Annotated in this window: 16 protein-coding genes; 8 read left to right on the forward strand and 8 right to left on the reverse strand. The window is 69.9% G+C overall.

The window, feature by feature from the left end; translation table 11 throughout:
- Positions 1 to 135 precede the first annotated feature (135 nt).
- Complete coding sequence (locus AB0447_RS14415) at positions 136 to 1,035, reverse strand: helix-turn-helix transcriptional regulator (RefSeq protein WP_366476948.1); 900 nt, start codon at positions 1,033 to 1,035, stop codon at positions 136 to 138.
- A 103-nt stretch (positions 1,036 to 1,138) separates the two neighbouring features.
- On the opposite strand from AB0447_RS14415, the gene AB0447_RS14420 reads away from it, so the two are divergent.
- The 3 genes from AB0447_RS14420 (at position 1,139) to AB0447_RS14430 (ending at position 4,169) form a co-directional block, all read left to right on the forward strand.
- Positions 1,139 to 2,668: an MFS transporter gene (locus AB0447_RS14420; RefSeq protein WP_366477121.1), complete on the forward strand. Its 1,530-nt coding sequence runs from the start codon at positions 1,139 to 1,141 to the stop codon at positions 2,666 to 2,668.
- Between the two features lie 220 nt (positions 2,669 to 2,888).
- On the forward strand, positions 2,889 to 3,911 hold the full coding sequence (locus tag AB0447_RS14425) for a hypothetical protein (RefSeq protein WP_366476949.1): 1,023 nt from the start codon (positions 2,889 to 2,891) through the stop codon (positions 3,909 to 3,911).
- An 18-nt stretch (positions 3,912 to 3,929) separates the two neighbouring features.
- The gene (locus tag AB0447_RS14430; RefSeq protein ID WP_366476950.1) at positions 3,930 to 4,169 is read left to right on the forward strand and encodes a hypothetical protein; all 240 of its coding nucleotides are present in this window, start codon (positions 3,930 to 3,932) and stop codon (positions 4,167 to 4,169) included.
- Between the two features lie 1,066 nt (positions 4,170 to 5,235).
- Here AB0447_RS14430 and AB0447_RS14435 read toward each other — a convergent pair.
- From AB0447_RS14435 to AB0447_RS14445, 3 genes are all read right to left on the reverse strand, one after another.
- Positions 5,236 to 6,033, reverse strand: coding sequence for an alpha/beta hydrolase (locus AB0447_RS14435; RefSeq protein ID WP_366476951.1), 798 nt, complete (start codon positions 6,031 to 6,033; stop codon positions 5,236 to 5,238).
- A gap of 170 nt (positions 6,034 to 6,203) precedes the next feature.
- On the reverse strand, positions 6,204 to 6,971 hold the full coding sequence (locus AB0447_RS14440; RefSeq protein WP_366477123.1) for a transposase family protein: 768 nt from the start codon (positions 6,969 to 6,971) through the stop codon (positions 6,204 to 6,206).
- A 926-nt stretch (positions 6,972 to 7,897) separates the two neighbouring features.
- The gene (locus tag AB0447_RS14445) at positions 7,898 to 9,625 is read right to left on the reverse strand and encodes an ATP-binding protein (protein ID WP_366476952.1); all 1,728 of its coding nucleotides are present in this window, start codon (positions 9,623 to 9,625) and stop codon (positions 7,898 to 7,900) included.
- 673 nt (positions 9,626 to 10,298) lie between these two features.
- Between AB0447_RS14445 and AB0447_RS14450 the strand changes: the two genes are divergently transcribed.
- Together AB0447_RS14450 and AB0447_RS14455 are read left to right on the forward strand one after the other, a co-directional pair.
- Complete coding sequence (locus tag AB0447_RS14450) at positions 10,299 to 10,706, forward strand: YciI family protein (RefSeq protein ID WP_366476953.1); 408 nt, start codon at positions 10,299 to 10,301, stop codon at positions 10,704 to 10,706.
- Positions 10,707 to 10,714: 8 nt separating this feature from the next.
- Positions 10,715 to 11,860, forward strand: a complete 1,146-nt coding sequence (locus AB0447_RS14455) for a DUF6596 domain-containing protein (RefSeq protein ID WP_366477125.1) — start codon at positions 10,715 to 10,717, stop codon at positions 11,858 to 11,860.
- A 195-nt stretch (positions 11,861 to 12,055) separates the two neighbouring features.
- Here AB0447_RS14455 and AB0447_RS14460 read toward each other — a convergent pair whose 3' ends face one another.
- Positions 12,056 to 12,994, reverse strand: a complete 939-nt coding sequence (locus AB0447_RS14460) for a hypothetical protein (protein ID WP_366476954.1) — start codon at positions 12,992 to 12,994, stop codon at positions 12,056 to 12,058.
- Positions 12,995 to 13,286: 292 nt separating this feature from the next.
- Here AB0447_RS14460 and AB0447_RS14465 point away from each other — a divergent pair, with 292 nt between their 5' ends.
- From AB0447_RS14465 to AB0447_RS14475, 3 genes are all read left to right on the forward strand, one after another.
- Positions 13,287 to 14,135: a DUF4241 domain-containing protein gene (locus tag AB0447_RS14465; RefSeq protein ID WP_366476955.1), complete on the forward strand. Its 849-nt coding sequence runs from the start codon at positions 13,287 to 13,289 to the stop codon at positions 14,133 to 14,135.
- 114 nt (positions 14,136 to 14,249) lie between these two features.
- On the forward strand, positions 14,250 to 15,653 hold the full coding sequence (locus AB0447_RS14470) for an MATE family efflux transporter (RefSeq protein WP_366476956.1): 1,404 nt from the start codon (positions 14,250 to 14,252) through the stop codon (positions 15,651 to 15,653).
- Between the two features lie 388 nt (positions 15,654 to 16,041).
- On the forward strand, positions 16,042 to 17,037 hold the full coding sequence (locus AB0447_RS14475; RefSeq protein WP_366476957.1) for a hypothetical protein: 996 nt from the start codon (positions 16,042 to 16,044) through the stop codon (positions 17,035 to 17,037).
- An 83-nt stretch (positions 17,038 to 17,120) separates the two neighbouring features.
- Here AB0447_RS14475 and AB0447_RS14480 read toward each other — a convergent pair whose 3' ends face one another.
- From AB0447_RS14480 to AB0447_RS14490, 3 genes are all read right to left on the reverse strand, one after another.
- Positions 17,121 to 21,785, reverse strand: a complete 4,665-nt coding sequence (locus AB0447_RS14480) for a hypothetical protein (RefSeq protein WP_366476958.1) — start codon at positions 21,783 to 21,785, stop codon at positions 17,121 to 17,123.
- Positions 21,786 to 22,549: 764 nt separating this feature from the next.
- Positions 22,550 to 23,089: an NUDIX domain-containing protein gene (locus AB0447_RS14485; RefSeq protein WP_366476959.1), complete on the reverse strand. Its 540-nt coding sequence runs from the start codon at positions 23,087 to 23,089 to the stop codon at positions 22,550 to 22,552.
- A 158-nt stretch (positions 23,090 to 23,247) separates the two neighbouring features.
- Positions 23,248 to 24,411, reverse strand: a complete 1,164-nt coding sequence (locus tag AB0447_RS14490; protein ID WP_366476960.1) for a serine hydrolase domain-containing protein — start codon at positions 24,409 to 24,411, stop codon at positions 23,248 to 23,250.
- Between the last annotated feature and the right edge of the window lie 289 nt (positions 24,412 to 24,700).

Here is a 24,700-nt window from a genome sequence, read left to right on the forward strand (position 1 = left end):
CTCGTCCGACAGCGTCAACTCGGCCTTCGGTCGCCCCATTCGTGCCATGGAGCAAGCCTACACATCTGAACAGAATTCATGACTCAGAAGACTAGGGGTGTTGACCACGGATGCCACGAGGGTCATCAGCAGCGGTTACCTGTCCAGGTGCTGAGCCGTCCCGGCACGGGCGGCTTCGGGTTTCTGCTGATCGGCGACTTGGTCGGACAACAGGCGCAGCGCGTCGGCCGAGGCGGTGTCGTTGGGTGTGTAGACCTCTAGCCTGTGGTCGGGACTCTCGGGCTGGAGCCACACCTGATAGTCGATGTCGACGTCGCCGACGGTCGGGTGCTGCAAGTGCATGGTGCCCACGGTGCAGTCCGCGACGTCGCCCTTGGCCCACAGCTTGGCGAAGTCCCGGCTGCGCATGGCGAGTTCGCCGATCAGTTCAGCCAACCGGCCGTCGGTGGGATACCGGCCCGCGGTGAGCCGCATGTAGGCCACATGGATTCGGGCGAGTTCATCCCAGTTCCGGTGAAGGTCCCGTGCGAGGGGGTCGAGGAAGAACATCCGGGGGATGGACGGCCGTCGCGCGGGATCGTGGGGCGCCTCGAAGTCGACGTGCTCCGCGACGAGGGCATGTCCGGTGCGGTTCCAGGCCAGCACGTCGCCGCGGCGGCCGAGCACGACAGCCGGCGTGCCGTCTCCCAGGGACGCCAGGAGCGAGAGCACGCGTTGGTGCGGCCTTTCCGGGCGGGGGCGGACCAAGTGTGATGTGGTGGGCTGACGGGCGAGGTTGTGCAGGTGGGCCTTCTCGGCGGGATCGAGCCGGAGCACGTTGGCGAGCGCGTCCAGGACCTGCTGGGAGGCAGTACCGGCTTGACCTTGCTCCAGTCGCGTGTAGTAGCCCGCGCTCACGCCGGCGAGCTGGGCGAGTTCCTCGCGGCGCAGGCCCGGTACCCGGCGGGCGGTGCCGTAGGTGCGCAGTCCGACGTCGGCGGGCGTGACCCGGTTGCGGCGGGCCTTGAGATAGGCCCCGAGGCTCTCCAGTTCCATGACTCCGAGCGTAGGTGCCGCGCTCCGTGTCTGGGTGTCCCTGCGAGGTGTACCCATGACACGGGGGTGGCTGCCGGGCGGACGGCATCGCACCGTCGGATGCATGAATGCACAGTGTGTTTCTCACTCACCCGGTCTGCGGGCGTGGCTCGGCCTGCTGGTGGTACTCGGCCCGGTACTGCTGGTCGCGATGGATGGCTCGGTCCTGTTTCTGGCGATGACCGAGATCTCCGAGGCGCTGTCGCCGACTGCCGATCAGGCGCTGTGGGTCCTGGACGTCTACGGATTCGCCGTCGGGTCCCTGCTCGTCGCGTTCGGGAACATCGGCGACCGGTACGGGCGGCTGAAGCTCCTGATGACCGGCACGGCGGTATTCGGCGCGGCCTCGACGGGAGCGGCGTTCGCTCCCGGACCGGAACTCCTGATCGCCTTCCGGGCGCTGATGGGTGTGGCCGGTGCCACGTTGCTGCCGTCGGCATTGGCGGTACTCAGCGAACTGTTCCCCGACCCGCGCCGGCGGGCGAAAGCGATCGGAATCTTCGCAGCCACCTTTGCCGCCGGCTTCGCGATCGGCCCGGTCGTCGGCGGACAGCTGCTGAGCAGCTTCTGGTGGGGGTCGGTCTTCCTGATCAATCTCCCCGTCGTCGTGCTCTTCTTGGTCCTGGCTCCGGTCCTGCTCCGCGAGGTACGCGCCACACGGACCGGCCGTATCGACGTCCTGAGCGTTGTGCTTTCCGCCGCAGGCATCCTGCTGACCGTCTACGCGATCAAGCAGGCTGCGGCGGCGGGGCTGACCGCGACGCCGATGGCCACAGGGATCGTCGGCATCCTCACCCTGGGGTGGTTCGTGCGGCGGCAACTCCGCCTCGAGCACCCGCTGATCGACTTCAGCCTCTTCCGCGACCGGGTGTTCGCGATCGCGGCCATCACCGGGCTCCTGCCTCTGGCCGCATGGTCGGCAACGGCCTACCTCGGCGGCATCTACCTTCAGTCCGTCCTTGGACTGACGGTCCTGGACGCGGCGCTCGTCGCGCTCCCGGGCGCGGCTGCGCTCACCGTCACCTGCATCGTCACACCGGCACTGGTCGCGCGTACCGGCACCCGGGCAGCGTTCATCAGCTGCCACTTCTTCATCGCCGCAGGTCTGCTCCTGCTGCTGGTCACCAGCGCCTCCAGTGGTATCGGCTGGTACGTGGCCTCCACCGTCATCGCCGGCCTCGGCTACGGCATCTCCTTCAGCGTCGTCGCCGATACCGTCGTGGCCGCAGTTCCCGCAGAACGCGCCGGATCCGCTGCAGCAATCGCCGAGACCAGCAACGAGATCGGCAACGCCCTCGGCATCGCGCTCCTCGGCTCGCTGGCCGCCCTGATCTTCCGGCTCCAGGGACCCGACGTCGCCGGGACCCTCAACGAAACATTGCAGGTACCCGGCCTCACAACCGCGGTCATCGGCGATGCGAAGTCAGCCTTCGTCACCGGTCTGCACATCGCCGCCGTCATCGCCGGCATCCTCCACGCCGCACTCGGCGTCTTTGCCCTGCGGCACCTGCCAAGGCCCTCCACCAGCAGCACCGACGACGTCCATTCGGACCCTTCGGCCCAGGACACCATCGAAGGGAGCAGCGTTCGATGACCCACACAGGTGACCGGGGTCGACCTGGCTCCGCGCATGATTGAACAGGCGCTCACGAACAGTTACAGCGACCGCCATTCCGGTTCCCCACGGACGGTCGGTTGAGAGGTCACGCTCCATAACTCATACCTTGGCCTCAGAGGACACTCACCCGGCTGGGGGAGGGCGATAGTTCCGGCGGCCGACGCCAACCCGTCGCGGTCGATGCGACGTTCAGAACATGACCAGTGCTGAACGGACGATGAAGGCGCCCTGGAGCGCCTGGTGGCAGCGATGGCCGCGCTGGGTGGCCCGGGCAACGATGCTGTGGGCGGTGCTGTATACCGGCTTCGGCTTGGCGTGTGCGCTGAACGGGACCCCCTTGCCTTACCACGGCGGTGACTCGGGGGTGTCCGGGCTGGGTTGGGCGGTCGTGGCGGTGGGTTCGCTGGGGACGTTGGCCAGCGGAGCGGTTGTGCTGTACGGGCTGCTGCCACCGTTGCGGGTGCTGCTCTGGGTGGTTTGCGGGCTGGCGGGGCTCACCGCATTCAGCCTGCTGATGGATGTGATCACGCTGATGCTCGGTCAGGGAGTGGACAGCTGGGCCTCCGCTGCGAACAAGGCCCTCGCGGCAGTCGGGGCGGTCCTGCTCGCGGCCACGGCCCGGTCCGACCGCCTGCCCGGTGGTACCGCTGTACGAGCGCCGTCCGCTGCACCGCAACGCCTCCAACTCGCCGCCTGGGCAGGGACGCTGGCCTTCCTCCCGTACGCGGCGATGAAGCTGGTCTGGGCGTCCGGCGGGACGTTCGCGGGAATCACCGGTGAGGAGATGCTCGCGGTCTCGGAGCGGAACGGCGCCTCGGGGATCTTCCTCACCCTGGAGTCCTGGGGCCTGGACCCCACCGCGCTGCTGGCCGCGCTCGGCGTTTTCCTGCTCTGGGGCCTGGTCCGCCCGTGGGGGCAGGTCTTCCCGCGCTGGACGCTGTTCCTGCGCGGCCGACGGGTGCCGCGCTGGCTCCCGCTCGCCCCGGCTCTGCTCGGCGCTGCCACGCTCGCCCCGTACGGCGCTGTGGGGGTCGGATACTTGGCCCTGGCCACGACCGGCGTGGCAACGATGCGGCGCGGCGACTTCCACTCCTCGGCCGACGCGCTGCTGGTCGGCTGGATCGGGATGGTCGCCTTCGCCGTATACGGCATCGCCCTGACCATCGCGGCCCGCTCGTACTGGCTTCGGACGCGTCCCGCCGGCCGGGTGCGTCCGTAGAGCCCGTACAGCTGGTCGGTGGCCTTGGCCTCGAGCTCGACGACCCTGGCCCGCGCTCCCGCCCTGTCCGGGCGTAAGGCGGGTGTGGCGGAGGAAGCGGTGGGCGGCCGGTCTGCCGCCTTCCACAGATCCCGCGCCCGGTGCAGGTCGACAGCCGGCTTCCTCGGCTCCTGGACCACCGCCCTGACGAACGCGTCGACGAACTTCAGCAGGGGTACCCTGCCGCCGAGGTTCTCGCTGATCGTGGACCTGCTGTAGGGAATGCGCTCCGCCAGCGCGCCATCCCGTTCACCACCGCACGACCCCTGGCGCACGGACCGTTCCCGACCATCCAGGAGTCGCATGTCCCGTACGTCGTCCCCGGCCGCACCCGTGCCCCATCCGTCGCGCCGACCGCGCCCGCCCCGCCTGACCGCTTTCGCCATCGACACCGGCGACCACGGCCGCATCGTGGCCCTACGCCGCGAACCCGACGCCCCTGCCCGCCTGCCGCGGGGGAAGGCCACAGGCCGCTACCAGTGCTGCGCCTGCGGCAAGGGTGATACGGCAAGCCGGTGATACTGGCCGGACCGACCAGGCCTTCCTCCCGGTTCGTCCCCCGCTTCCGCCACGACGCCGGCGGCGCCGACCCCGAGCTGTGCAAGGCCCCCGCCGCGCAGGCCGAAGCCGTTCGGGACGGCCTCATCCACGCCTTCGACCTGCGCGACCGGATCAGCCGCGCCTTACCCCGGGCACGCGTCCGCATCCATGCCGAACCCCCGTCGCCCGGACCCCGGCCGGGCCTGCGCGCACTTTCGTGCTCGTCCACACCGACGGGCAGCGCGCGGTCCGCGAGCGGCCCCACCCCCTGCTCTTGGCCTTCGAGTGAGGCTGGATCCGACCGCTCGCGCATAGCTGGGGAGATCCAGTGAGCAGGTCCGGGGCCACCGCCGCCGCTGAACGTGGGAACCTTCGCCGATTCAGTGTGGCGAGCGCGAGATCGATCCGCCCGCTCGGCACCCTCTCTGGCGACCCGATTGCCAAGCGAGCAGCTCTCCCGGCACCGGCCGCCCGCCCCCCCCCCACCAGGCAAGGACAAGCCAGCGAAGCTAGCCAGGAGGATCAGCACTCCGCTCCTTCCATCGGTCTCGTGAATGGGCCCAATTCAGGTTGGCAGGCGAGAGCTACGAACACAGGCATTGACCCTTTCTCGGTAGCCTCCGATTGCTCTGTGTGACGGCGGTCGGATGGCCGGCGTGCTCCAAGGGCGGGTGCGGGCATCTCGGCGAGGCTGATCAGGATCTCCAGTCCGTTTCGCGCTGCTCCGGGCTCTGCGATCGGCCAGCTACGAGAATGCGCGCAGGAACGGCCTGATGGTGCGGACGAGTTCCTCGGGTCGATCCCACTGCGGCGTGTGTGCACCCGGGGTCTGCACTACCTCGACCCCGAGTCGGGCGGCGAGCCAGGTGGCGGCTTCGTGGAAGGAATCCGGTGATTCCCGGCCGACCAGGACCTGGGTAGGGGTGGTGATGCCGACGAGCGTCGCGTCGTCAGGGCGGTATGACTCGAACGTCCCCATCTCGACGCCGAAAAGGGTCTCCCCGTTCGAGGTCATCCTGTGACGCAGGTCCGGGTCCAGGCGATCCCAGGTCTCGTCGCCCGCAGCGAATCGGATGAAGTGCTCTACGGCTGCCTGAGGCCCCCCGGCGGCCATCCCTGCTTCGACGACCGACCTCACGGCGGCCTGGGCCTCGCCCGGATTCTGCAGGACTGAGAAGAGCGTGATCTCGTGCAGGAGGGCGCCGCGGACGACGCCGGGGTGGCGGATGAGCAGGTCGAGGGCGGTGATCGCTCCGTAGCTGTTGCCGAACACGGCGGCGGGAGCGAGCGCGAGCGCGGTGAGAAGTGCTGCGGCGTCGTCGGCCTGCTCAGCTACAGAGGTGGCCTCCCACCCGCTGGGGCGGGGGCTGCGGGAGTTGCCACGCCGGTCGTAGGTGACCATGGTGAATTCGTCGGCGAGCAAGTCCGCGACTCGGTCGAAGTGCCCGGCATCGCCGGTCGCGCCGGAGATGAACAGCACCGACGGGCCGGCGCCCCGAAGCTCGTAGTAGATGTCTGTCCCGTTCACGGCAATCGACGGCATAGCGACTTCCTCAGCTGGACGAGGGCCTTCGCTCCTGTGCGAGATACTGCTGGTCCTGCTACCTGTAGACGTCGGACGCGGCGCGCGGAGTCGCCTGCGGGTGGGCGCGTCGAGCGGCCAAATGGCGGTCGCCGGCTGTCCCTTTCAAGTTCCAGCTTCCGTGATCTCCGTCAGATGGTGCGGCCGTACTCCAGTTGCAGGAGAACAGGGGCGGCTGCGGCGATCTCAGTGATCCGGCTGGGGTCGAGGCTGATTCGGCGCAGGGCCTTGAACGTTGACTTGAGCAGGGAGTTGGCGCGCTCGCACACCCCGTGGACACCCCGGATAACCTTGTTGCAGGTCTGCTGCGCCTCGGTCAGCTTGCCGCCTGCGGGCTTCTTCACCGGGTGGCGGAAGCCACCGCCGGCGTTCTCGTAGCCGAGGCCGACCAGGGTCGGGACGCCCAGCTCGGCGGCGAGGATGTTCAGGGCGGCGATCAGGCCGTGGTGGCGGGCGCAGGTGGTGTCGTGCGTGCGGCCCGGGCGGACCGAGGAGACCCAGATCGGCCGGCCGTCGGGGGTGGAGATGACCTGCACGTTCCCGCCGTGATGCCGGTGCTTCCCGGACCACCACAGGTCCGCGCCGTTGGGTCCGATGGCGGCGACGCGGTCGGTGCGAACCACGGTGCCGTCCAGGTCCAGCTGGGTCAGCCCGGCCTCTTTCGCGCGTCGCAGCGCGGTGTCGAGATCTGGTGCGCCGGCCGCCAGGACGGCGAGCCCTTCGTGCAGGTACCGGTAGGCGGTGGATGTTGACAGGCCATTGTCACGGGCGAGTTGGGCCAGACGGGTGCCGTCGATGAACCAGCGCAGGACGAATACGGCCTGCCGAGAGCAGCCCAGCGCACGTCGTCCCCGGCGGGTGCCGATCTCGGCCCGACGGTCTCGCAGCAGCCGGGCCATCTCACGGGTCTCGGGGGTGGCCATCCCGGCAGGCGCGGGGGAGCAGTTGGGGTGTCCCAGTCCTGCACGGCGCGCCTCGGGGTCATCCCCGCACACGCGGGGAGCATTGGACGGATCGGCCGGAGCCATGTCGGCGAGGGGGTCATCCCCGCACACGCGGGAAGCAGCATACTGACCTGCCACTTTAGGTGGATGACCAGCTGTGGCGAGGCACTTTCACCTCAGGCATTCGCCGTATTCTCTGCCCAGCTCCACAACGCTCCCCCGAGGGGGCCAGGTCCACAGGGTGCCCCCGGCCCGGGGCCGATCGTGTCGGCCGGCTCCGCGAGTCGGAGGTGCGGCGGGCGGCGGGCGGCCCAGGGCGCAGGGGGAAGGCCGCGGGGCGTTGCCGCGGCAGGCGGGGTGCGGGGCTGCCGGTCGCGCAGAGCGACCGAGCGCTCGCCGGCCTGGCGGGCATGCCGGACCGGAGCCGTGGAGCGCATCTCCTGGCACAGGGTGGTCTCCTTCCGCATCTCGGTCGCGTTCGACTGGTGGCGTACGGCCGTTGCGCGTTGCGCCGCGGCCTCGGTGCGCAGTTGCCGGACGTCCTCGGCGACGCGGGCGTCAAGGCGTGTGGCCAGGACCGGACGGTGAGGAGCTGGCCGGCCTCGCGCACGGCCTCGGGCGAGGCAGGGAAGTCCTACGCCTCCCAGTCGGCTTCGGTGAGGGTGCAGCGCGGCGGGCCTGCCACCCGGGCCGGCCCGGGCGCCTGCATCGGCGAACTCGCTTCCAGGCCACCCAGCCCGGACAGCCTCGCCTGCGCCTGTGAGTGGCGCTTATGGCGAGCTCGAGCGGCGCATGGAGGACTTGAGCGATCACCCCCGCACCCGCAACCCCTGAACGGGATATTGCGGGTATGGGGGTGATCGACATGCGGTCGAGGCGGCTCAGGCCCGGCCGTGGAGTTTCAGAGCAGTCCTCAACCAGCTCACAACGCCTATGCCGGTTTGATCGCCCACCTCGCGAAAGATCGCTGCAGCCTGTGCCAGTGCCTCGCCCGCCTTGTGGAACTGCCCGTCTGTATGCAGTGTGCGGGTGAAATTGACCAGTGCCCAGGCTTCGCCCCTGCGGTCGTGGTGCTCGCGGAAGATCGCCAGGGCCCTGGTCTCGGCTTCGAAGGCGTAAGGCAGCAGGCCAGGCATTTCATGGCCGCCGTGGTGCTCGAGCTCGCGGCCGAGGACCGTCAGAACCTTTGCGACCGCAGCTGTTGACCGGTTCGGGTCGTGCGATATGGCCAGCACTGCTTCGGTAACGGTGATCAAGTCGTCGAAGTGCCACCTGGAACCGAGGTACGGGCCAACGACCCAGGCGAGCACCAGGCGGTGATGGCTTTCCGCCTGCGGGGCGGCTACCGCGGCCACCAGGTTCGGGCGCTCGGCATCGAGCCACTCTGCGGCCTCCCTCCGGCCGCTGGACCACGTGTAGGTCCGTTGCTTGGCCGGGTTGAACGGTTCCGTGGCCACGAACGGCACACAACGGCTCACTGCTGCCGCGCACATGGTGAAGTAGTGGACGTAAAGGCGCGCGCGGGCGTTCTCGCGGTCGTCGGCGCCGGTGTGGTTCTTTCCGATTTCCTCGGCATACAGGCGCACCAGGTCGTGCAGCCGCCAGCGGCCCCAGGTGCGCCCGGGTTCGATGAGGTGGGTGCGGGCGAGATCCTGCAGCAGTTCCTCGGTCTCGTGCCGGTCGATGGCGGCCAAGCGGGCCGCGGCTTCGGTGGATATGTCGGGGCCTGCATTGAGCGACAGCAGTCGGAACAGCCGTGCGTGGTCGGGATCGAGGCGCTCGTACGACAGGTCGAAGGCGCTCCGCACGGCCCGGTCCTGCCTTCGCAGCCTGTTCAGGCGCAGGTGCTGCGTTGCCAAGGCCTGCGCGAGGGACGACAACGGGCGGGCAGGACTGTCGGCCAGGAGCGCGGCGGCGATGCGCAGCGCCAGGGGCAGGTCCCCACATGACCGGACGATGGCGGCAGCGTCATGCGGCGAGTCCTGAACGCGGTTGTCACCGGGGCCCCGTGCCTGACGTACCGCCTGATCCAGTATGTCGATCGCAGAGGCTTCGTCGACGACGTCCACATCGAACAGGCGGGCGCCGAGATCCAGAGTGTTTCGGGAGGTGAGGACGGTGGCGGTGAGGCCGTCGGTAGGGAGGAGCGGGCCCGCCTGGTCGGCGCTGGAGACGTTGTCGAGCACGACCAGGATGCGGCTTCCCGCGCCTGCGAGAGCAGCCAAGGCACTGCGATAGAGGCGTGAACGGTCTTGCAGGCCCGGCGGTATGTGCTCCGGTGGCATGCCCAAGGCGCGGAGGAAGCTGTCCAGGGCCTGTTCGGGCGGCAGTCGGCGGTCCGGGTCGTAGCCGAACATGTCCACGAACAGGACTCCGCCGGGGAACCAGTCCTGTTTCTGCAGTGCGCGTGTGGCGGTCTGTACGACCAGCTCGGTCTTGCCGATCCCGGCCAGCCCGGCCACCAGCGAGGCCGGCGCGGTGTGTGGTGAGCCTGGTTCGAGGACCTGGAGCAGTTCACCGATCTCCCGGTCGCGGCCGGCGAAGACGGAGGAAGCCGGGGGCAGGCCGCTCAGCGCCGGGGTGATCGTTTGGGGCAGCTGCACGTTCACGGTGTGCCCCTGAATCACGGGCGCCAGGAAAACCCCGCCACAGATCCGGTTCTCCACCCCCGCCACCGGGTCTTTCCGCGGTGCTGGGTTTTGGCCGCCGACCTCCGTCATGGTGCTCAGCCCCGCTGCCCGGGGTCGTCGCCGCCCGGAGCGGGCGACGGTGATGGCAACAAGCCCGTCGATATCGGATCCATCCCCCTGTTTCCTCTCCCAAGCTGACGGGCTTGAGCCAGCCTACCGAACGGTCGGTGACTGCTGGTGGGGGACCCGCCCGGGGCCGAGCCGCGTTGCGTCGCTTCGCCGCTGCGGTGCGCGTCGGCCTCCGGCTGGCCGGGCCATGAATGAAGGCCATCCTGTTCCACTCACTCGCGGTGTGCCATTCCAATCCACTGACGTTCTCTTGTCCACCGACACGTAGAGCGCGCGGGCGTCGGCTTCGACCTGATCGACGACACGTACCGCCGTCTGATGAACCGGCACTTTGGTCGGTGCCGATCTCCGAAGCTCCCGCCCTCGCGCGACGCTGTGGACCCGGACGCCGCGAGACGGCTCACCCAGGCTCATCCACGAGAGCCCAAAAAAATCGGACGGCGATGTCGAGAACCCGCGTCCGGCTCCGTCCCCGGGGTGAACGCGACCACAATGGGTCGCACGAGCACCGAGGAGAACCACGATGGCCAAGTACCTGCTGCTGAAGCACTACCGCGGCGCCCCGGCTCCGGTCAACGACGTACCGATGGACCAGTGGAGCCCGGAGGAGATCTCGGCGCATGTGCAGTACATGAACGACTTCGCGGCCCGGCTGGAGAAGGCAGGCGAGTTCGTCGACGGTCAGGCGTTGGCCCCCGAGGGAGCGTGGGTCCGTTACGACGGTGAGGGGCGCCCGCCTGTCACCGACGGACCGTTCGCGGAGACCAAGGACCTCATCGCCGGCTGGATGATCATCGACGTCGACAGCTACGAGCGCGCCGTCGAGCTGGCCGGAGAGCTGTCGGCCGCCCCTGGGGCGGGCGGCAAGCCGATCCACGAGTGGCTGGAGGTGCGCCCGTTCCTGGCGGCGTCGCCCACCATCACGGAGTGACGTCACCGATGGACGAAGTCCTGCTCAGGAGCCTCACGCCGAGCGTGCTCACCGTCCTCGTCCGCCGCGGAGCCGACTTCGCGGCGGCCGAGGACGCCGTGCAGGACGCTCTGGTCGAGGCGCTCCGGGTCTGGGCGGCCCACCCGCCGCGGGATGCCAAGGGCTGGCTGGTCACCGTGGCCTGGCGCAAGTTCCTCGACGCGACGCGCGCCGACTCCGCCCGCCGTCGACGTGAGGACCGCGTCGAGGGGGAGCCGGCGCCCGGGCCGGCGCCCGCGGCGGACGACACGCTCCAGCTCTACTTCCTGTGCGCCCACCCGTCACTGACCCCGGCATCGGCGGTCGCGCTCACGCTGCGCGCCGTCGGCGGGCTGACCACCCGCCAGATCGCCGAGGCCTACCTGGTGCCCGAGGCGACCATGGCGCAGCGCATCAGCCGGGCCAAGCGCACCGTCTCCGGCGTGCGCTTCGACCAGCCCGGCGACGTCGCCACCGTGCTGCGCGTCCTCTACCTCGTCTTCAACGAGGGCTACTCCGGCGACGTCGACCTCGCCGCCGAGGCCATCCGGCTCACCCGGCAGCTCGCGGCCCGCATCGACCACCCCGAGGTGGCCGGTCTGCTCGCCCTCATGCTGCTCCACCACGCCCGGCGTGCCGCCCGGACCGCCCCCGACGGCAGCCTGGTCCCACTCGCCGAGCAGGACCGCGGCCGGTGGGACACTGCGTTGATCGCCGAAGGCGTCGGGATCCTCCAGGCGGCCCTCGCCCGCGACCGGCTGGGCGAGTTCCAGGCCCAGGCCGCCATCGCGGCACTCCACGCCGACGCGCGCACCGCCGAGGAGACCGACTGGGTACAGATCGTCGAGTGGTACGACGAACTCACGCGCCTGACCGACAACCCCATCGTCCGGCTCAACCGCGCGGTCGCCGTCGGTGAGGCGGACGGACCGCGCGCCGGCCTGGCGGCGCTCGCGGCGCTGGACGCCTCACTGCCCCGCTACGCCGCGGTGGCGGCGTACCTCCACGAGCACGACGGCGACCTGGCGACGGCGGCCCGGCTGTACGCCGAGGCGGCCCACAAGGCACCCAACCTCGCCGAGCGCGACCACCTGACACGCCAGGCCGCCCGGCTCAACGCCCGGCGACGTCGCTGACGGGTCGCGCTCGGATCTTCCCGCCGCACTGGGCGCGCCCCCGTGGCCAGTGCGGTCGCCTCATGTCGCCATCCGTGGAACGCCCGTACGGCGCCCTCGGATCCGAGCGGACTCGATCAGCGAAGTCCGCTCGCCGGAGAACGCACTCGGCGTGAGCGTGGAGGCCCGGTTGCGCGGGCCTCCCTGTGGGGTGCCTCAGGCCTCGGCGATACCGGCGTGGCCGAGTCCGTCGTCCAGGGTGATGCGGATGGTTTCCCCGGATCCGGTGGTACTGGCGAGCTCTGCTGCGATCCGGTTGTAGGCGGTGGTGGCCAGAGCCCAGTCGGCTTCCAGGACGGTGGCGGTGGTTCGGGTGTTCCAGAGTTCGATCAGGACGGCGATGAGCGAGCGCCCCGAGAGGGCGGCCTGGATGCGGCCCTCCTTGATGTCCTCCACGGCGGGCGGGGTGCGGAAATGGCCGTGGTCGACGGCGAGGGCGGAGAGGAACTCCCAGGTGTCGCGGTGCAGGACCAGCCCGGCCGAGGCGACGCCGGCCGCCTTCAGCAGCAGGACGCCGTGCGCGACCTTCGGGTCCTCGGGCTGGGGTTCGGACGTTTGCCCGGAGGTCGTGCGCGCGGGTACGGGCCTGGTGGCCGTGCCGCGGTAGGCAGCCTCGATGGCGTTTTTCAGACCGGTCTCCGCCTCCTCGCTCCCAATTGCCTTCCGTGGATCCTGGCCTTCGGTGTGTTCCATGTTCTCCCCCTGGTCTTCACGGTCGGGCACTGTCTGCCGGGACGGTCCGGTCATGTCGGCGTCGCCGTCCGGCCCGAGCCCGGCGACTGTCCCGGCCCGGGGCGGGGGCTGCTGCGGGGCGGCAGCCGGTACCGGGGCGAGGCCGCGCAGGATGTCGGCCAGCTCGCGCAGCTGCTGTATCTCCTCCCGTGTTTCCTCCCGGCCCTCCTGCAGGTCGGCGATCATCTTGTCCTGGCGGCGGCGCAGCTCCCGGTTCTCCTCGCGCAGCCCGGTGACTCCGTTCTGGACGACCTCCTGGATCTTCATGCGGGCCTGCGCAAGTTCGCCGTGCAACGCGGACAGACCCACTGTCGGGTCGTCCAGGCGCTCCAGCTGCTTGCGTGCCTGCCTCAGTTCACCCATCGCTTCATCGAACGCCGGTTTCCACCCCACGTGACTCCCTGGCTACTATCAGTTGCCGGACCGCTCGTATCTCCCCATGAGCAGCTCAGCCGACACGGCGCTTTCCGGCCCTTCCCGGGACGGCCGGCGGGTCGATCGGCGCCGGCCGGGGCGGTGTCGTCTGGTCGCAGCCACCGGATATCCAAGAGGGCTCCGGCGCCGTGATCACACGCAAATGCGAGAAGTGGCGATGTCAGCGGGCCCACGCATGTTTCGGTTGACCGCCCGACCGGGCGGCGAGGAGGGGTGAGACATGGAGTGGGTCGGGGACGCTCGGCTGGCAGCCGGACCCGAGGCCACCTGGTACCTGGAGACGGCTTTCACGCCCGGAGCTCACCTGGCAACGGTGTACGACGATCCGACAACGCCCGTCGTCGTGACGAGCATCGAGGAGGTGGCCACCATGCGCGTACCCAGCGGCCGCCTCGTCGTCGATGCGCCGTGGGACGACGACGACACCTGGAGATACGAGCGAGGGCTGCCGACGGCACCCCCGCGAGAGTTGGCGGTGCGCATTCCCCCGGGCGTCTACCGAGTGGAGATCGCGTGGACGGCGGGCCCGTACGAGTTCTTGGGCGAGCACTTCGATGGCGTCGCGTGTGCCGCTACGCGCCTGTGCATCAGCGACGACCCTGTGATCGGGTGGGAGATGGGCCTGGGCGTCGACGACGACATCGACCGGCTTCAGCCAGGCGAGAAGCCCCGTTTCGGCGCCGACGCCAATGTCGGCTGCTTCGCCGACGCAGGCGCGTGGACGACCTTGTCCGCACCATTTCGCACGTACGTGGACGGCAGACCGGTGCCGCGCGATACCGAACAGCTGCCCGGCTGGTGGGAGCGGGTACGCGACGAGGCGCAACAAGCTGATCTGGTCACGTTCACGGCCGAGTCGGGCGGCGTCGTCTGGTTGGGCCGCACCAAGACCGGCGACGTGGCCGCGATCGTCGTAACCAGCGGCATGCCGGGCGCCAAAGCGCGACGTGGCACCCACCGGCCCGGCGCTCGCCGGGCCTCCCCACTCTCTGCCCGCTGCGACAGGCCCGGTGACCGCCATATGTCGCCGGTCACCGCCCCGGGATGGAAGCCCGCGCAACGAAGCTGACCATCAAGCAACTGGTCGCCGCAACCAGGCTGTTCTCTATACGAGAACTGGGCTGTCCAGGGAGCTCGCCGCTTCCGCCGACCTGTCGGCTGCCCCAGTGTGATGATCGAGCGTGTGATCGACAAGGGAACACGACAGGCCGAGCGCAGTACGTGGACCGCGATAGCGGGGGCCGCGCTCCCGCTGTACCTGACGATGATCGCCGCATCAGCCGGCGCTCTGGTCGACACCGCGCTACTCGGCAACCACGCCACTGCCGCGCTCGCGGCCTTCGCCGTCACCATCGCCGTCTTCAGCCCGGCCACCGCCACCGTGGCGGGCGCGCTGCGCGGCGTGATGCCGTTCGTCACGCCGTGCAAGGAGGATCCTGACCGTTTGCTGCCCGTGGTACGCAGCGGGATGTGGCTTGCGGTCACCGTCGGCGGGATCGCAGCGGCGGCGGTGATGTCGGTTCCCCTGATCGGTCAGGTAGCGGGGGTTCCCGACGCCACGCTCGACGAACTGGGGATATTCCCCTACTTGCTGGCCGGCAGCGTGCTCGTCATCGCGGTCAGTTCTTCGGCCACCTCGGTCCTGGTCGCACTCGGCCACTCCAAGCTGGTGATGCGCGCCGGACTGCTCGGCACCGCCGCGTCCGTCACCCTGTCCGTCCTCCTCGTGGGCGGTCCGGGCCCGCTGCCGAGTTACGGCCTGACCGGGGCCGGCATCGCCATGCTCGTCTCCAGCGTGATCAGCGCCTGCGTCAACCAGGCGACCCTCCGCCGCTCCACCGTGCTGGCCGGCCGCTCCATGTATCCGGGCAGGCCGGATGTGCAGCAGGTCTGGAAGTTGGGCACCGTGGGGCTTCCGCTCGCCGGCACCGTGCTCGTCAAGTTTGCGGTCCTGGGCGTACTGACCTTCGCCGCGGCCCGGATCGGAACGGACAGCGCCGCGGTGCACAGCGTCGGGATTTCGTTGGTCAACCTGATCTTCACGGCCGCGGTGGCGGTCGGCCAGGCCACCATCCCACTGGTCTCCGACTACGCGGAGAAGCGCGACAGCGCGAGCACCCGTCGCAGCGTACGGGCAGGGACGTGGCTGGCGCTGGCCGTTGTCGGGTTCGTCGCGACAGCGGTGATCGTCCTCAGTCCATGGGTCGTTCCCCTGTTCACCGGGGATGCCGATGTGCGGCCGCAGATCACCGACCTCCTGCCGCTGGTGCTGGCCGTCGTTGTCACCGACGCGCTACAAGCGGTCGTCGGGTTCGGCCTCATCGGCCTCAAGCGCACGGTGCCGAGTTTCGTGTCAACCTTCGTCTGCTACGGCATCCTGGCCGCTGTCGCCGCACCGATCGCCGCAGCGGGCGGCCTTGTCGCACTCTGGACGGCCTTGGCCCTCGCCAACTTCCTCCAGGCAGTGGGCAAGGCGATTTCCTTCCACCGGCACAGCACCTTCATCGAAACCGCGAACACGCACCAGCCATCGCGTAGAGCAGGTACCGAGCAGCGCGGCGCTCAGAGCTCGAAGCCCATCCGATGACCTGCGCGGGTGAACGCGGAGGACATCCTCACTGAAGTACAGGCCGCCCAGGGCGAGGCGCGCTCAAACCACACCACCACCGCCGATGAGCTCTCACGCGCTGCAGCTTTCTCTCGTGATGGCCGAGCGCCTTCGCGACAACGGGGCCGGGTCCGCACCTGCCTGTAGAGCGGGCCGATTGAGCCTGTCTTCGGAGGGCGGACTACTCTCCCGTGGCACGCTGCCATGGAGCCGACCTCAGGGGAACTCGGGCGGGCAGCATCCAGATGGCCGTTTGGCTCTGTAGGTGAGAAGCAGGCCTGATGTGACCAGGCGCCGTGTGCCATCGCCGGACGGGCTCGCGGCAATCTGTTCGCGTGGCGTCTTCCCGGCCACGTACGGTCTGCGCATGACCAGGACCACGCCGGCCAGACCGGTTTCCGTGGAGTCCGTGTTCCCGGAACTGGCCGCGCAGCGGGGCCGGACGACCCGGCTGCATCCCAGGCCGGGGCGGCCCGGCATGCGCGACAGCCATGTCGGCGGGCCGATGCTGTGGCCGGCCGGCGAGCCGTGGCCGGTCTGCCACGAGCCCCACCAGCGCGAGACCGAGGGGTATGTGCCGGACGAGATCCGCAGCGCCCGGGCCGCGGGAGTATGGCCGCGGAGCCGGCAGTGGCCCGGCGTCGGCACGCCTGGGGAGGACGGACCGGTGCCGTTCGTGGGACTCGCCCAGTTCTTCCACCGAGACATCCCGGGCCTCGCGGCCGGGCCTGACGGCGCTGACCTGCTGCAGCTCTTCCGCTGCCCGTTCACCCACGGTCCGTACCTGGAGCGCCGCTACCGCCTGCGGTGGCGACGGGCCGCAGCCACAGAGCGCACGGAACGCTTCCTGGCTGCCCCGCCCGAAGTTCCCCTGCTGCGATGGGAGCACGAACTCCCCGAACCTTGCGTTCTGCACCCCGAAGAAGTGGACACCTACCCCTGGGCGGAGGACGACACGCTGCCCGCCCCGCTGATCGCCCTCATCGACGCATGGGACGATGCCCAGGCGGTGGAACACGGCCCCGATGCCCCCAGCTACCAGTGCGACCTGTCGATCCCGCCCGGCTGGCGGGTCGGCGGCTTTCCCAGCTGGGCGTCGACGGGCCCGATGGCCATCGGCTGCGAATCCTGCGCGACCCCGATGCGCCTGCTGCTGACCGCCGGGGGCGACGAGATGGACGCCGGCTCGCACAGCTGGGTGCCGCTGGAAGACCGCAACCCGTCCCTGCAGGGGAAGGCCTCGGTCCGGGGCGGTCCGTCCGTTGCCCAACCCACTCGGCTCCGCTTCGGCCGAGACCGGGACCTGCACGTTTTCACCTGCCCGGTGGACCCCGGACACCCGCCCCAATGGGTGCTCTCCTAAGGCGCTTCAGGGGACGGACTTACCAGCGAGCCTGCTTCCCGCACACGCGGGAATGAGCCTGTGAACGCGGTGCGTGCGGGGTGCTATTCCGTGCCAGGCCACTCGTACACGGTCGACTCCACTGACAGGTCCCGTACGCCCTTGAGACGGACGTCCGTTGGCGGTTCGACTTCGAAGCGGTGGACGGGATCGTTCACCAGCCGGAGGGTCGGCCTGCCGGCGCCCTTCTCCAGGTGTGATGCGATCACGAGTGTGTAGTTCTCGCCTTCCGACCAGGCCCGTACGAACTCCGAACGCGTCAGCGTCAGCTCGCCCGGGACATCTCGCCCGTGTGCCTTGATCTCGTAGTAGCGCCCGGTCGAGTCGTATGCGTCGGCACCCATGCCCGAGACACGGCGCTGGTCGTCCAGCTTGACGCCCTGCTCCTGCAGGATCCGGCGGAGCGCCTTGATGACGAGTTCCTCCTTGTCGCGGTCTGAGTAGCCGAGAGGTGAGACCTCGCTGCGGAGCGGGGCCCCTCCGGGCCTGGGCTGGGGGAGTGAGGTCCCGTGGCGGCGGGGCGGGGGCCCCGACGTCCCCGCCGTACGGGCAGGGGTGCTGCCCGATGTGGACGGAGTGCCGGTAGGGGTGACCTTGCCGGGCAGCACGTCGAAGGTGGCCGTGTCCACCAGGGGGCGCGCGGCCGGCGCGTGCTGCGGGCCGAGCCGGGTGCCGGGTCCGGGGTTTGCGGGCGCAGGTGCGGGAGCTGAACCGGTGCGGGGCGGCGGGATGATGCCGGTGGGGCCGGCGGGGACAGCCGGGCCGGTGGCCGTGCCCTGCTGAGCGGCCGGCTTTCCGTTCGGCATCGGCGCGGCGGGGGCCAGCTGTGCACGCCGGCGCAGTTCTTCGGCGAGCCGTTGCCGTTCCTCGCGCTCCAGCTGCCCTGTCGATGTGAGCGCAGTCCCGGCCCCTGCCTCCACCAGGCGTTCCTCCCATACGTCCCGCCAGCTGTGGCCCACGCGCGACCGTTCTTCCGCGAAGTGGGCAGCGACGGCCGCGCCCGCACCCGCCTTGGTGGTCAGCGCCGAATGCGAGTGCAGGAACAGCGTGTTGCGGCCGCGGTCGATCTGCGCCTCGACGGGGAGCTCGATGGGCTCGTAGGTGCCTCCCGGATCGAGACGGATCCGCAGGCCGGGGAGCAGCCGGACCTCCAGGCCCGCCAGCCAGGTCCAGCCGGTGAAAGCCTCCGCCGTCTCGGGCTCGTCGCGTACCAGAAGGTCCTGGAGCGCGGCGACTCCCCGCCGGAAGTCCTCCGTGAGGCTCGCATCGGCCGGCTGGCCCAGGGCTGCGTCCCCGGCCCCGTCCACGCCTCCGGTCTCGTACGTGACATGGGCGCCCGCGACGTCCAGGGGTGTGACGTGCAGCCGTCCGAACAGTGGCGTGAACTGCTGCACGTTCCCTCCCGGCTTCCACAGGGGCAGACGGTCCGCCAGGACCCGCTCGACCCCGGAGTCGGCCACGGCGAACACCGATCGGCCCTTGCCCTTGACCCAGCCGGCCGTGGTCCACAGCGGCAGACTCCGCAGCCTGCTCTGCAGTCCCGGCGGCATCGGCCTGTCGTCGGAGGCGATCACGTCCCGCAGGCGGCGCAGAGCCTCGAGCATCACCCTTTCGCACTCGGCGTCGGGAGCGGCACCGGTCCCGGAGATCTCCTTCAGCACGTCGATGAGGTCATCGGGGCCGGGCTCGGGGATGCCCAGTACCTGCCACAGCGGGTCGACGTCCTCCCCTGTCAAGGTGAAGGGACGGAACCCGCGCAGAATCGCGGGTCCCTGGAAGCAGTCACCGGACTTCCGCCAGCCCTGGTCGGTCAGTACGAGGTCCTGGTACCGGAACGCGTTGCGGACCTGCTTCTCCACCGCCGTCTGGGGAGCATCCGTCGAGCGGTGCGTCAGCCGCCGGGCCAGGGACTGGTAGACCAGTAGCGCCTCCGCCCTCAGGCTGTCCGGTACGTCCGCGTCGGCGGCGTGGCCGGTGCGACGGACCCGGAGTTCACGCAGCCGTTCCATCAGGCGCGGCACGTCGGGATCGCCCGAGACGCCGAGAGCGGTGAGGACCTCCGTGCGGGTGGCCAGGGCCCCGTGGATCGCCGGGTGCAGGTATCCCGGATCCTCCGGTCCGTACAGCGCTTCCGTATCCGGTGTACGCAGGGTGAGTTCTTTCGGCGGCCGGAGCCTGCCCTGGCTGTCCTCCAGCCAGGAAGTCTCCCGGAGCTGCCACACCCAGATGGCCGCCGTCTCACCCGTGACGTTCCACTTGTAGTGGCCCCGGGCCATTGGGACGACGGCCTGGTCTGAACTGGTCAGCGGTGCGGTGAGCGTGCGCAGCAGGGCGGCGGTGCGGCGTCGTCGCTCGTCCGGGTCCTTCTCGGCCGTGATGTTCTTGACCACGGAGACGAGGTCGTTGCTGGTCAGATCGTCCAGGGTGTGGTCGGCTCCCTTGAGCACCATCTCCTTCCACCGGCCTGTGACGGACCACCTGCAGTCCAGTGCGAGGCCGAGACGGAGATCGCCCGGGTACGTCTTGGTGTCCGCCGGGTAATAGACCCGGTGTGCCGGAGTGAGCCGGGGGGTGTCCGCCACGCCCAGCAACCGTAGGAAGGCCGTTCTGCTCAGCCCGCCTGCCTGGGCGGCGGAGAGCAGTGATCGTGCGTAGGAGCGGCGCACCCAGATGAGACCGGGAGTCTTGCGTGCCGCGATCTCGAACCGGTCTCCGTCGGCGGTCTCCAACGCCTGGGGGAGATAGGCGGAGCCGGGCTTCACGCGGTGGGACTGTTCGGTCCCTTCCTTGTCGTAGGCGAAGCCGTTGAGGAGGATGGCCCGTCCGATGCCCGGACCGAGCGGGTCGCGCAGTTTCTTGGGCAGCTCGCCGAGTGCCTGCTGCAGGGCGACGAGCCGGGCGGCCTCCGTCGCCTCGTCGCCGTCGGCAAGTTGCCCGCCGGCTTTTCCGAGCCGGGAGACGATCTTCAGCACGGCTGCCGTGTCGTCGCGGCGCACCAGGCAGTCCCGCCGACGCAGCCATGCGGTGACGGCCTTCGCCCAGGCGTTGTCCTCCGCGTAGGCGGGATGCAGGTCCAGAACGACGCCCAGCACATCCAAGGGGCCGGTGGCCTCGCCGGACGCGTCGGCGAACGCATTCTCGGCGGGCTGCGGCCGCAGTCGGCGCCCGTCGGCGGTGACCAGGCACGCCCGGCCGGCCAGCACATACTCGTGGCCCGTTTCGAGGGCGACCGCGGCGAGCCGTACGAGCCGCGCGACGTCCTGCCACTCGTCGTCGGAGAACAGGCTGAGCGCGTCCATGACCTGCACCTCCGCGCGCAGGTCCGCGGCACCCGCCGCACGCCAGTCCGCGAGGACCTTTCGCCAGCGGCCGCCACTGTCGCGGACGGCGTTGGGCAAGGCGTACGACGCTTTGCCCAGTCGGGCGACGTCGGTGTCGTCGAGGACCCCCGACAGCGCGGCCTCCTCGACCGCGAAATCGGCCAACGGGGCGTCGGGGCCACCCTTCGCGACCGGGAGGGTCAGCTCGGCGGCGAGTGACTGCCGTGCGCGGGTGAGCAGCTCGGTGCAGATCCGGTCCTGGAGCAGGTGGGCCGGTGCGGAGCCCGGCGGGGAGGGAAGCGGAATGAGGTGCCACGCCGTGGGATCCACTCTCTCCAGGACGTCGCGTACGCCGGCTGCCCACAGGTCGGCGACCACCGGGACGAGCTGCGTGTTGAGGAGGCTGCCGACGAAACCGTCGCGACTGGCGACGGGGTCGAACTGGGTGTGGACGCGGGCCGCCACGTTCAGCGGGGCGACGGGCAGGCCGGCATGGACGCTGCCGCTCGCCCCACGTTCCAGGGGGAGCGCGATGCCCACGGGAACGCTCGAGCCCAGCGCCTTGTGGCTCCGTTCCCAGTCGGGGTGCGCTGCCACCTGCGCCGTGTACACACGCCACAGCGCTCCGTCGGTGGCTCGGGCGTGCTGCACATTCACCTCGTGCTCGACGCCGTCGATAAGGAGCCGACGCTGTGTCACGTCCTCCCAGGACAGGGTCAGTACGGTGTTGTGCTCGCCTGCCGTCACCTCGAGGCGGTGGAGGTGACGCAGGAAGAGGAGGGAGGCGTCGTTCCAGTTCTCGAACCATTCGAGGAGCTGGGCCGCGGTCAGCTTGCCGGGGGCCAGCGGGATGCGGAAGACGGTCCACTCGGGTCCGGAGATCCCGTCGGGGAGTTCCGGCGGCGCCGCGGGTTCGAGGTGGCTACCGGAGAAGCGCACGTGGAAGGGGTGGCAATGGACCTCCCACACCGTGGTGAGGGCCCTGAGCGTGGACAGTCCGATGCCGAACCGGCCAGTGGCATCGGCGTCGTTCGTCTTGCCGCTCAGCCAGGGCATGCCGAGCAGCAGGAGATCGGGCAGGCGCAGGCCGGCTCCGTCGTGGGCGACCAGCATGTCGTCGGACCGCAGCAGGATGCGCAGCTGCCCGGCACCCGCGTCGTCGGAGTTCTGGACGAACTCGGAGAGGACCTGGAGCGGGTCGATCGAGATCGATCCGGCGCCGCGCTGTGCGCCCGCGGCCATCTTGCGGTAGACCCCAAGCCCGCCACGCAGCCCCTGGTCGAACAGCAGGACGGCGCGTGCCGCCTCTTCCGCGGTCGGCACCTCCAGCTCCGTATACGCGTCCGGATCTTCCAGAAGCGTGTGTACCGCCGCTGCGAGAGCGTCCACGTCCGTATCCCTCCCGTTGGTGCCCTGTGTCGTCGACAAGCCTGGGGTCCGGGACGGTTCCCGATCACCGGGCGGGTCTGATCCAGCCATGTTCGTGAGGGGCCTTGGCGTGCGGGGCATTTCGGCCGCGTCCTGAGGTGTTACGGATACGAGGAGCGGAGCAGATGACGGCACGCTCCGGCATGGCGTGGAACGCGGCGGAAACGCGTTCCGATCGCCGTTCGGTTGTCAGACCGGTCTGGTAGAGCGCCTCGGCAGGCCAGAACCGGTCGCGAAGCCGAAACCGTCATGCTCGCCGTCCACAGACGCTCCGGAGCGAACAGGTCCGGGCGCGGTCCGTCCACCTCTACACCCTCGCCGACACCGTCGGCATGGACCTGACCCGGCTGGACGCGGCGAGCAGTTCACCGCCACCTTGCTCTCCGTCCGGGTCGAGGACATCAGTACGCGTGGCGCCTTGCTGTTCCGCACCACCTTCGGCGAACCGGAACACCTGCGTACCGACCGCGGCGACACCGAGGCCGGCCGGGCAATGTTCGAGCGGGCCCGGGCCCGGGCCCGGGCGCTGGTCGGCCACCGGTTGCGCGTGTACCGGCTCAACGAGCAGATGGCCTCCTACGCCAAGCTCCAGGTCCGCACCGTCGTCCACCTCACCGACCACGGCCCCGACACCGACCCGTCCAGGAGCACAGCGCGCAGGAGAACGTGCCGGCCGCCGCCGAGGGCGAGGAGGAAGCCGCCCGCAGCGCCTGGCGATTCGTGCATCACACCCAGGTGTAGTTCGCGTCGGTGACGGCGGCCAGGGTGGCGTCGGTGACGGCGGCGCGGGGGTCGGTGAGGGCGGCGAGGGCGGGACCGATGGGCGGGAAGATCGGCAGCTCGGCGGTCTTGCGGTAGTCGATCCACTCGATCACGCCGACCTCGTGGCTGCCGTCGGGGAGCTCGTCCAGCTCTTGTTCGGCGAGGGTCGCGCGGATGTCGTGGCTGATGTGGAAGCGGTAGATCAGGTGGAGCTTGCGCGGGGGCGGAGTGGGGCCGGGGCGGGTGACGCGCTGGTCGACCACCCACATCAGGTCCCCGCCCTCGGCCAGTGTGGTGTCGAAGCCGAGTTCTTCGGCGAGCTCGCGCGCGAGCGCGACGGTGAGGTCTTCGCCGTCCTCGACGTTTCCGCCGGGCGGGGTGTAGTGGGTGGAGTCGGCTCGGTCGCGGCGGATGAGGGCGACGTCGTCGCCGCAGAGCACCAGCGCCCCGGTGCGGATTTTGATCCTGGAGAACGGGGCGGGTGTGGAAGGGGTGTTCGTCATGGCCCACCAGTATTCCGGCGGGCCCCGGGTGCCGGGCGGGCCTCGCCCCGAGTTCATTCGCCCAGCGGCGCGCCAGTCCGCAGGTTGCGAACCTCGCGCTGGAGGGCCCGCAGCAGCGACGGGCCGGCCGTGGGGGCAGCGAGTCTGCCTATGGAAGCTCAGCCCGTCGGCTGAGTCGGCTCGGCCGCCTCGTCAGCCGATCCGGCCTGCCCGCCGCAGAACACCTCCTCGACGAGCCGCTGCTGCGCCTTCTGGAACGCCCCGGCCAGGGACATTGCAGCGTCGTCCACATAGTTCAGCGCGGCGGTAAGGGTCTTGCTGCCGTCGGGCGTGCTGTACATCAACGCCGCGTGGCCGCCGTGGCCGCCGTTGTGGAAGAGGACGGTGCCGCCGTTGGGCCCAGTATCTTGCACACGCAAACCCAGGCCGAAGCCGCTCTTGGGATGCGGCTTGCGCATCTCGGCGAGCAGCCGGGCCGGCAGGAGCTCGCCGCGCACCAGTGCGGAAATGAACGTGTGGAGGTCCTGGGTGGTGGAGATCATGTCACCGCCGGCGGATATCCAGGAGGGGTTGTGGCGGGTGACGTCGACCGTCTTCTGCCGGCCGGCGTCCTCGTACCGGTAGTAGGCGTGGGCGTGCGGTTCGGGGATCTCCGGCGAGGTATCCGGCACCACGCTGCCCGACAGGCCGAGCGGCTGCAGGATCCGCTCCTGCGTTTCCTCGCCGCACGAGCGGCCGGTGACCTTCTCGATCAGCAGCCTGGCCAGCACGTAGTTGGTGTTGGAGTAACTCCAGCCCGTCCCCGGCTCAAACCGCGCCGGCTTCGACAAGGACAGCCGTACCAGCTCCTCGGGCCGGTAGGTCTCGAACCGGTTGTCCACCCACTCCTGGCCCGCGATCGTGGAGGGGATCCCGTGCACGACCGTCCCGTCCTCCAAAAGCTCGCCGGTGTGGTTGAACACACCGCTGGTGTGTTGCAGCAGCATCCGCACCGTGATCCGCCGGTCCAGCCCGAACTCGGGCAGGTAGTCGGCCGCCGGGGCGTCCAGTCCGATCTTGCCTTCGGCCACCAGTTGCAGCACCAGAGTTGCGGTGAACGTCTTGGTGTTGCTGCCGATCCGGACGTGCCCGTCGACCGGCGGCTTGGCGGTCTCGCCCAGAACGGCCACCCCGGCGCTGCCGACCCACTGGCCCCGCTCATCGTGCACGCGCAGCTGCACTCCGGCGATACCGCAATCGACGATCTCCTGGATGGCCTTATGCAGTTCCGGGCGATCCGGCCCAACAGCGGAGTTCTTCGTGGTGTGGAGGGACTCACCCATGGTCATTCCTTATCTCGCGATGGATAGGTGTGTGGCACAGCCCGAAGCACAACGGTGGCTCTGGTGGCTACCAGCCCTTCGAGGCGGCAATGCGATGAGCGTGCACCCTGACCCAAGGTCAAGGTCAACCTCCATCGCGACCATGGGCTGACCGGCACCGACCACAAGCGCCTGGCCTTTACCAGGCGTTGGCCGCGCTCCCCGTCGGCCAGTACGTCGAGATCGCCATCGAGTCCCACGCACTCCACGCTGCCCTCGGCCCGGTCCTCGACACGTTGACCGTCCCGGT

Origin of the sequence: Streptomyces sp. NPDC051211 (assembly GCF_040689505.1) — a bacterium.
Classification (GTDB): domain Bacteria; phylum Actinomycetota; class Actinomycetes; order Streptomycetales; family Streptomycetaceae; genus Streptomyces.